Annotated in this window: 8 protein-coding genes and 1 tRNA gene; 1 reads left to right on the forward strand and 8 read right to left on the reverse strand. The window is 45.6% G+C overall.

Annotated elements, in window-relative coordinates; genetic code table 11:
* Window positions 1-112 precede the first annotated feature (112 nt).
* Complete coding sequence (locus tag KL866_RS00455) at window positions 113-919, forward strand: hypothetical protein (RefSeq protein WP_025254520.1); 807 nt, start codon at window positions 113-115, stop codon at window positions 917-919.
* A 68-nt stretch (window positions 920-987) separates the two neighbouring features.
* On the opposite strand, the gene nth is transcribed toward KL866_RS00455, so the two are convergent.
* From nth to KL866_RS00495, 8 genes are all read right to left on the reverse strand, one after another.
* Window positions 988-1,710, reverse strand: a complete 723-nt coding sequence (nth, locus tag KL866_RS00460) for an endonuclease III (protein WP_025254521.1) — start codon at window positions 1,708-1,710, stop codon at window positions 988-990.
* Between the two features lie 125 nt (window positions 1,711-1,835).
* Window positions 1,836-2,528, reverse strand: a complete 693-nt coding sequence (locus KL866_RS00465) for an electron transport complex subunit E (protein WP_214992347.1) — start codon at window positions 2,526-2,528, stop codon at window positions 1,836-1,838.
* A 1-nt stretch (window position 2,529) separates the two neighbouring features.
* A complete protein-coding gene (locus KL866_RS00470) occupies window positions 2,530-3,384 on the reverse strand; it encodes an RnfABCDGE type electron transport complex subunit G (RefSeq protein WP_214992361.1) in 855 nt (284 codons plus the stop codon).
* Window positions 3,384-4,466, reverse strand: a complete 1,083-nt coding sequence (rsxD, locus tag KL866_RS00475; RefSeq protein WP_214992374.1) for an electron transport complex subunit RsxD — start codon at window positions 4,464-4,466, stop codon at window positions 3,384-3,386. Before rsxD ends, KL866_RS00470 begins: the two co-directional genes overlap by 1 nt.
* Window positions 4,463-7,483, reverse strand: a complete 3,021-nt coding sequence (gene rsxC, locus KL866_RS00480) for an electron transport complex subunit RsxC (RefSeq protein WP_214992393.1) — start codon at window positions 7,481-7,483, stop codon at window positions 4,463-4,465. The genes rsxD and rsxC overlap by 4 nt, the downstream gene beginning before the upstream one ends.
* Window positions 7,484-7,488: 5 nt before the next feature.
* Window positions 7,489-8,070, reverse strand: coding sequence for an electron transport complex subunit RsxB (gene rsxB, locus KL866_RS00485; protein ID WP_025254526.1), 582 nt, complete (start codon window positions 8,068-8,070; stop codon window positions 7,489-7,491).
* Window positions 8,070-8,651 carry an electron transport complex subunit RsxA gene (gene rsxA, locus KL866_RS00490; RefSeq protein ID WP_214992377.1) on the reverse strand — a complete coding sequence of 194 codons (582 nt, stop codon included), beginning with the start codon at window positions 8,649-8,651 and terminating at the stop codon, window positions 8,070-8,072. Before rsxA ends, rsxB begins: the two co-directional genes overlap by 1 nt.
* A gap of 194 nt (window positions 8,652-8,845) precedes the next feature.
* A tRNA-Asn gene (locus KL866_RS00495) sits at window positions 8,846-8,922 on the reverse strand.
* Window positions 8,923-8,969: the final 47 nt, after the last annotated feature.

Consider the following 8,969-nt stretch of genomic DNA (forward strand, 5'->3'; position numbering starts at 1 on the left):
TTCGAGGTAAACCACAAGCCGAAGGCGTATGTTAATCGCAAAGTAACTCCACTTGGCTGTTGCAAATTATGTTACTCTTTAAAAAGGAAAGAAAATAACAAGGAAAGTAAATATGAAAATATCTCCCTATTCTTATTTCAAAAAAAGAACATCAACCATCTCAGGCTTTGTCGAGGGTAAAGCTTGTGCTGGTGCATTAGTTTGCGCATTTTTGCTTATGGGCTGTGGTGGTAGCTCAAATGATAATGACAGTGTAGTAAGGCCAGATTCAACAATAGGTGTATGGTTTGGGCAAACAGCAAAGATTGAAGATGGGCTAGAAGACGTTGTTATTGCAGTCTCCTCTGAAGGTAAGACTATTGTGTTTTCAGAGTTCTCACGTGACACGCTAATTGCTCACGGCTCTATAAGCGAAAATACCTTTACCTCTGACGATACCATGCTGTATCCAAAAGAGGGCATGACAAGGCATGGCACAATGCAGATCACAGCGAATGGTGACAAGCTAGAAGGCTCAGCAATAGTATCGGGTCTTACCTTGGATTTCTCTGCCAACAAGGTGGGCGCTACCGAGGATGTTTCACTTACCGATATTGCTGGCAATTATTCGAGTTCTTGGTCTGATGGTGCTTACACTCGTTCGTTCGCTATCGATAACGAAGGGGAGATCAGCGGTTCAGATACTAATGGTTGCGTATACTCAGGCTCTGTCGAGCCAATTAGCGGGGTCAGTTCACTTTTCAATATTACGATTAAAGCGGAGACCTGCTTTGAAGATTTCGAATATGAAGGGCTGCTCGCTTATGGTGTATTTCCCTTTGAATACCAAAACTCAACTATCGAGAGAAATGGTATTGTCATAGCAGCAGAGGCCTCATCAAGAGCTTATGCTTTTCGTCAATTTAGCCCTCAAGATTAGCGTTATCCACAATATAAAGAAGGAGTCTATAGACTCCTTCTTTATAAAACAGAGGCTTGCCTAAAGTACTATTTACGCTTCTTTTTAAGCGCCAATTTTTGCTTTTTCTCTTGTTCTTTGAGCACTTCGTTTATAAAACTCTTTCTGCCGAATTCACGGGTAATTACACACTTATTTAAATCGAAGCCGCGGGCGGGGCAGTACTCTCTGCCATACAGGATAATCTGTAGATGCAGGTCGTTCCATCTTTCTTTAGGGAACAGGCGTTTTGCGTCGCGTTCTGTTTGCTCTACGCTTTTTCCGTTCGACAAACCCCAGCGGTACATTAAACGGTGAATATGAGTATCTACCGGGAAAGCAGGAATGCCAAAACCTTGAGACATAACCACCGCGGCTGTCTTGTGGCCAACAGCAGGCATGGCCTCTAGCGCTTCAAAGTTTGCTGGAACTTCTCCGTTATGTTGTTTAATGATCATGTCAGACAAATGCCAAATGCCCTTGGACTTCATAGGCGATAATCCACAAGGGCGAATAATGTCTTGTATTTCTTCAATACTCATCAACACCATGTCGTAGGGGTTATCAGCACGGGCGAACAATTTCGGCGTAATTTGGTTAACGCGCTCGTCAGTGCATTGTGCAGATAATAGAACCGCAATCAGCAGTGTATATGGGTCTTTATGATCAAGAAAGATAGGGATTTCTGGATAAAGGCCATCCAAAATCCGCATTATTTCGCTTACTTTTTCCTGCTTAGAAAGCGCCTTCACAGGCTTAACTACATCATTCATCTCTGTATACTTTTCTGGTTATAGTCGTTTAACAGCGTGTAAATCTTGGCAAAATGGAAACGGCAGAGCCTATTACTGAAAGCTGAACTTGTGATATCGACACGCGCTAACATTGGCAATATGAGTTAACTTTCTGCGGTAACCCTTACGCGCTCAGCTTTGACTGCAGGCGATGTCTGACGTGCCGCTAGTTTAGCATCTATGCTGTTTTTAATAGCAATAAGAAGGCCCATTCCTAAAAAAGCACCAGGCGGCAGTATCGCAAGTAAAAATGGGTTTTCAGTGGTAAATAGCGTTATGGTCCAGTTCGCTGCAATTGGGCCGAACAATCTATCAGCCCCCATTAATAATGTACCTGCGCCTAAAATTTCTCGCATACCGCCCAAAATAACCAGTACTGCGGTAAAGCCTAATCCCATCATTAGTCCGTCGTATGCGGATGCGAGGGGCCCATTTTTCGACGCAAAAGCTTCAGCGCGACCTATTATTGCGCAGTTAGTTACGATCAGTGGAATGAAAATACCTAACGCTAAGTAAAGGTCGTAGGTGTAAGCATTCATCAAAAGCTGAACTATGGTAACGAAAGCAGCGATGATCATAACGAAAACAGGAATACGGATTTCGTTTCTTACAACGTTTCGAACGAGTGACACGGTAACGTTACTGCCAATTAATACCAGCATGGTAGCAAGGCCTAACCCCAAGCCATTTATGAATGTAGCGGTTACGGCTAGTAGGGGACACAGTCCTAATAATTGAACTAGTGCAGGATTATTCTTCCAAAGTCCTTGTAAGGACAGGTCGCGAAAGTCAGTCACGTTATAGCTCCTCTACACTATGGGGCTGAGCCTCATTCACATTAACGGCATCAATTGTTTCAACTGAATTCGTCGTTGCGCAGGTATTTGGGGCAATGAATAGTGCGCTTTGGTTAGCTTGTGCATAAAGTAAAGTCTCACGTACTGCTCGAACTACCGCTCTTGGCGTTATGGTAGCGCCAGTAAATTGATCAAACTCACCACCATCTTTTTTTACTTGCCAAGGTGCCAAATTATCCGGTGAGAATGACTTGCCGCTGAACGTTGTGATCCAGTTGCTTACCGCAAGCTCTATTTTATCACCAAGCCCAGGGGTTTCCTTGTGTTCAATTACACGTACGCCAAGTACTTTCATGTTGCTTGTTGATATTTCAGGCACATGCATATCTGAAGAGCTCTCGTCTAGCTCTGCCATATCAGTAAGCGATAGTGCAGAGGTATTGATATTTTCACTCTCACCGCTATGTGAGTCGGTATTTTTTCTTTGCTGTGTTCCGCTGCCAACATGTGTGTCTACTTTTACACCGACAACAATATCTATATCACCGCTGTAACCATCTGGGGCAGTGGCTTCCAACACAAGCGCGCTTGGCTGGCCGTTTAGCGTGGCACGGTATACCTTGTGGGCTTTTTTTATGCCCAGTTCAGGGGCATTGACTTCTGTGCAGTTGGCGTACAGGGCATTGTCATGGAATTCACTAGGCACAACTTCATTTAGTACGCTTAGAAGCTTTTGCTGCTTTTGTTGCTCAATTTTGTCTTGGGTGCCGAAAAAGGTTAACGCTATCAACGCTGTGGTGACAACAGCAAACGCACCTAACATAAGGCCGTTTTTGGCCAAGCTTTCTTTCATCATTACTGCTTACCTCGGCCTTTGACGTTTTTGCCATACACGCGAGGGCGGGTATAATAATCAATCAAAGGCACCGCCATATTCATAATAATAACCGCAAACGCCACAGCATCAGGGTAGCCACCAAAGGTACGGATTATTATCACCCAAAAGCCAATCGCCGCGCCGAATATAATTCTGCCTTTTGGCGTTGTTGAGGCTGAGACCGGGTCGGTCGCTATAAAGAAGGCACCTACCATTACTGCGCCATTAAACAGGTGAAATAGCGGTGAAGCATAGTAATCTGCGTTAATTAAATGAAGTAGTGAAGCACAAACAAACACGCTTAACAGCATACCACCTGGGATATGCCAGCTTATAACGCGGGTTTTCCATAAGTAGAGGCCACCGAGTAAATACGCAAGGCTCACTGTTCCCCACCCCGCACCTGCAGCTTCGAATACGCCGCCATCGAAAATCGGCTTAGCTAATGACTCTGAGTACGTCATACCTTGTGTTAAGTGGGTTTTTAATGTGTCTAGCGGTGTAGCCATAGTTACACCATCGGCAATGGTTTTAAGCTGAGTAACATCATATCCGCTGGTGGTAAATCCAGTGAATATAAGGGATGCCGAGTCAAAGAAACTTGGTGTAATGCCAGCGTGAGTCGCAGGCGGTAACCACTGACTCATCGCCGCAGGGAATGAAATAAGAAGAACTACGTAAGCAATCATGGCGGGGTTGAAAATATTGAACCCGAGACCACCGTAGACCTGTTTGGCTACCGCGATTGCAAAAAAAACGCCAGTGACCGTCATCCACCAAGGCAGGGTAGGAGGAATACTAATCGCGATAAGTAATCCTGTAAGCACCGCGCTGTAATCAGTGAGAGTGCGCTCGATAGGTCGCTTTCTTAAATATAAAATAACGCCTTCAACGACCAGTGCACTTACTACTGCAATAACCGCTTGAATAAGCATTCCCCAACCAAAGAAAAAGGATTGGGCTATCATGCCTGGGATCATGGCGTAAATGACCATGCGCATGACCTGTCCGGTATCGCGTTTAACCCGTTGGTGTGGTGAACTCGATAAACTTAATTTCATTCTGATTCTTTCTCTTGTTCAGCTGCCGCTTTTTTCGCTTTTGCTTTTGCAATGGCTGCTGCTATACGCGCTTTCTTTTCATTTTGAGCAGTGGGTTGGGACGTTGTTTGCGCGCTTGTTGCTTGTTCTGCTTTATTAGACGATTCGCGCTGCTCATGTTCCTTGTTACTTTCTTGCTCAGCAGTATCTTGTGAGGCTGCTAAACCGTCATTATCGTCCTGAGCAAGTTTCTTTGCTTTGGCCTTCGCCACTGCAGCAGCAATACGTGCTTTTTTCTCGTCAGCTTCATTCGTAGATGAGGTATCTTTAGTATTCTCATTAGGCGTGCTGGATACATCCTGCGTGTTAAGCGTTGAAGCTCCCTCCCTGTTAAGGTCGCTATTGCTAGTATCAATTTGCGCGCTCTTTTTATTCTCTTCTGAATTGCCATCCTGTTTAGCCGCCTTTTTGGCTTTTGCTTTAGCCACGGCGGCAGCAATGCGGGCCTTTTTCTGTTCCGCTTCACTCAAGTTGCTAGAAGAACTTAAAGCGTTATTACTCTGATCACTTTTGTCTTGGTTGCTGACGCTTTGATGATTTGCGTCTTTTGGCAAGTTAACGTCCTGATCCTCTGTGCCAGCTTTACTAACAGGGCTAGGCGCTTGCGCTTCTTGCGACGCGGCCTTTTTGGCTTTCGCTTTAGCTACCGCAGCTGCGATCCTAGCTTTCTTTTCATCCCTAGCATCCATGTCATCTAGCTGTTCTTTAGGTTGGTAGTCTTGCTGCTCGTCTAATTGCGTAGACGCAGCTTGCTCAGTTACTGGTTCATCGGATTGCCCACTTGCCCCATTTCTAGCGGCTTTTTGTGCTTTTGCTTTAGCGACTGCCGCAGCAATACGCGCTTTTTTCTGCGCTTCAGCTGAAAGATCTGAATTAGTTTCGGTATTAGATGGCTCAGTATTCGAAAGCTCAGCAGTTTTTTCGCCTTGAGAACCCGCTTGGTTTTCTGTCAACGCACCTGAATGCTGGCCAGCTTGGGCTGCTTTCTTCGCTTTCGCTCTGGCGATAGCAGCGGCAACCTTGGCTTTTTTCTCATCTTCTAATGATGATGCCTGACTATTTGACGGTTCTGTAGTTGAGGATTCCACAGCGCTTTCATCTTGAATTTCGTTTTGAGCCTGCGCCGCTTTTTTCGCTTTTGCTCTGGCGATTGCAGCTGCGACCTTTGCCTTTTTATCATTTTCTGGCGATGATTCCTGGGTCGCTGGCTCAGCAGCGTTTTCAGCTTGATTTGCTCCTTGAGCTTGTGCTGCTTTCTTCGCCTTTGCTCTTGCAATTGCGGCGGCTACCTGTGCCTTTTTATCATCGGCTGCACTGCTTGGTTCGTCGGTATTAGCTGCCTTGCCTTCACCATTCGCGTTAGCCTGCATGGCTGCTTTTTTCGCTTTCGCGCGAGCCAGTGCCGCAGCCACTTTATCCTTCGCTTCAGTTGCGCCAGCATCAACAGCGCTATTCGCATTATCGACCGCAACAGAATTTTGTTCTTTGGCTTTGTTAGCGGCTAACCGCGCTTCTTTCGCTTTTCTATGCTTTGCTTCACGCTCAAGCTTTTCGCGCTCTAAGCGCTCTTTACGCGCTTCAAATCGCTGCTTAGCCTTTTCAGCTTTGTTCTTTTCATCGCGCTGAATGCGTATTTCAGACTTAGCTTGGCGATAATAATGCACCAGCGGGATCTCGCTAGGGCAAACATAAGCGCACGCGCCACATTCTATACAGTCGAACAGGTCGTATTCTTCCGCTTTGTCGTACTCTTTCGCTTTGGCGTGCCAAAATATTTGCTGTGGAAGCAATGAAGCAGGACATGCATCAGCACAAGCGCTACAGCGAATACAGGGGCGTTCGGCGTTGTCGTCTACTAGCTCTTTTTTGGCCGGGACCAGTAAACAGTTTGTGGTTTTAACAACGGGGATAGTAGCGTCTGACAAAGTGAAACCCATCATAGGTCCACCCATAATGACTTTCGGTGCTTTTTGTTTTTTCGGGTTGTAGTTTGCTTCTTCTAATAAATGAGAAACAGGCGTACCTAACAAGGCTCTGAAGTTGCTAGGAGATTTAACAGCCTCACCGGTTACGGTAACAATGCGTTCTATTAGCGGCTTACCATGCAAAATAGCGTCTGCAATGGCATAGCAGGTGCCCACGTTAAACATCATAACGCCCACGTCAACAGGCAAACCGTTTCTTGGTACTTCGCGACCGGTGAGTACTTGAATCAGCTGTTTTTCACCGCCAGCGGGGTATTTGGTCTCCACGCTAACAACGCGATAGTCTTTCTTATCCTGACATGCAATGTTCAGCGCCTCGTAGGCTTCGGGCTTATTGTCTTCAACAGCAACCACAATTGCTTTTGGTCCGATAAGGTGAGTCAGAATGTCTAAACCTTGGCGTATTTGCCACGCGTGCTCGCGCATTAGTCGATCATCAGAGGTAATATAAGGTTCGCACTCAACCCCGTTTAGAATAAGAAACTCGACGGGTTTAGACGTTGAGGTTTTGATATGAGTAGGGAAGCCTGCGCCGCCCATTCCGGAGATACCTGCTTGGCAGATGGCCTCAATCAACTTGTTTTTATCTATATCGCTATAGTTAGCGATTGGAGATAGGCTGCACCATGTGTCTTTTCCATCGGGGCGAATTGAAATACACATTTCTGTTAGGCCGCTGGGGTGGGCTACAACATGCGGAGCTATAGCAACGACCTCGCCCGACGTCGGTGCGTGCACCGGCACTGAAAAAGGTGAAGAGGTTTGCGAAAGAATTTGGCCTTTTAATACTGTATCGCCAACTTCTACGCAACATATGCCGTCTGAACCAATGTGCTGGCGCAGTGGTACTATCAATAACTCAGGCAAAGACGGCTTTTTAATTACCGACGTATTAGAAAGTGATTTTTTATCGTCAGGATGCACACCACCTGGAAATGAGTACATCTTTCCCGCTTCAAGGGTTTCTATAATTGAATCAAAACTTGGATACATCACAATTACGACACCATTTTGATAGGGATATCACCTTTAGGTGATGATTCAAAATCCCACTTCCATGTAGAAGTTGTTTGTATAATTGGTACCATGTCGATACAGTCGACAGGGCAGGGGTCCACACATAAGTCACACCCTGTGCACTCGTCGGTAATAACAGTGTGCATGTGTTTTGCTGCACCTAAAATTGCATCAACAGGACAAGCTTGAATACATTTAGTACAGCCGATACATTCGTCTTCGCGTATAAAGGCAACTTTTTTAACGTCTTCTTCACCATGTGCGGCATCAAGGGGTTTAGGTTCAACCCCCATTAAATCTGCGAGTTTCTTGATGGTTGCTTCACCGCCCGGTGGGCATTTATTAATATCATCGCCATCTGCAATAGCCTCAGCATAGGGTTTACAGCCTGGATATCCACATTGTCCGCATTGGGTTTGTGGTAGCACGGCATCGATTTGCTCCACAAGGGGGTCGCCCTCAACTTTAAAGCGAATGCTTGCATAACCCAGAACCAAGCCGAAAATAAGTGCAAGAGCGCCAATTGCAATAATGGCAAAAATGATGGCAGTAGATATCGTCATTACACTTTCACCAATCCGCTAAAGCCCATAAATGCAAGGGACATAAGACCGGCGGTAATCATAGCAATAGAGGCACCTTTAAAAGATACAGGTACATCTGCAGCAACTAAGCGCTCGCGCATGGCTGCAAATAACACTAGCACTAGAGAGAATCCAACCGCAGCACCGAAACCATAAATAAGGCTCTGCATGAAATTATGCTGTTCGGTAAGGTTTAACAGCGCCACACCAAGTACCGCACAGTTAGTGGTAATTAGAGGAAGGAATATACCTAACAATCTATACAAAGTAGGGCTCGTTTTGTGCACGACCATTTCAGTAAATTGAACAACGACCGCGATAACAAGAATAAATGCTAAGGTTCTAAGATAGCCAATGCCTAAAGGGGCAAGTAAATAGGTTTCTACTAAGTAGCTTGATGCTGAGGCAAGAGTGAGTACAAATGTTGTGGCCATAGACATACCCATGGCGGTTTCCAGTTTTCCAGACACACCCATGAACGGGCATAAGCCGAGAAACTTAACCAACACAAAGTTGTTAACCAGTACTGTACCAATCAAAAGTAGTAAAAATTCAGTCATGAATAACGCAATTCCTTACAGGAATCTTGACGGACAATGCCCGCGATTTAAAAAGAAAAACAGATTAGGTCTATTATCCCTTTTTAGAACGGGTTTAACAACTTGATTGAATTAGGGTTATTTAATGTCTAAACGCGTTGTTTTAGGAATTAAAATAGAGTGACGTGGGTGAGGCGATTTAAGAGCCAACTAAGTGGCTCCCCCTCCCCGACTCGAACGGGGGACCTGCGGATTAACAGTCCGTCGCTCTAACCAACTGAGCTAAGGGGGAATCGACACCTAAGTTGTTTGCTGAAGTTGGCTCCCCCTCCCCGACTC

Origin of the sequence: Alteromonas sp. ALT199, assembly GCF_018619335.1 — a bacterium.
GTDB lineage: Bacteria > Pseudomonadota > Gammaproteobacteria > Enterobacterales > Alteromonadaceae > Alteromonas.

Excerpts from the sequence above, each read along its gene's own strand:
- KL866_RS00455 (WP_025254520.1), top strand. The coding sequence starts at position 113 with ATGAAAATATCTCCCTATTCTTATTTCAAAAAAAGAACATCAACCATC.
- nth (WP_025254521.1), bottom strand. The coding sequence starts at position 1,710 with ATGAATGATGTAGTTAAGCCTGTGAAGGCGCTTTCTAAGCAGGAAAAA.
- KL866_RS00470 (WP_214992361.1), bottom strand. The coding sequence starts at position 3,384 with ATGATGAAAGAAAGCTTGGCCAAAAACGGCCTTATGTTAGGTGCGTTT.
- rsxD (WP_214992374.1), bottom strand. The coding sequence starts at position 4,466 with ATGAAATTAAGTTTATCGAGTTCACCACACCAACGGGTTAAACGCGAT.
- rsxC (WP_214992393.1), bottom strand. The coding sequence starts at position 7,483 with ATGTATCCAAGTTTTGATTCAATTATAGAAACCCTTGAAGCGGGAAAG.
- rsxB (WP_025254526.1), bottom strand. The coding sequence starts at position 8,070 with ATGACGATATCTACTGCCATCATTTTTGCCATTATTGCAATTGGCGCT.
- rsxA (WP_214992377.1), bottom strand. The coding sequence starts at position 8,651 with ATGACTGAATTTTTACTACTTTTGATTGGTACAGTACTGGTTAACAAC.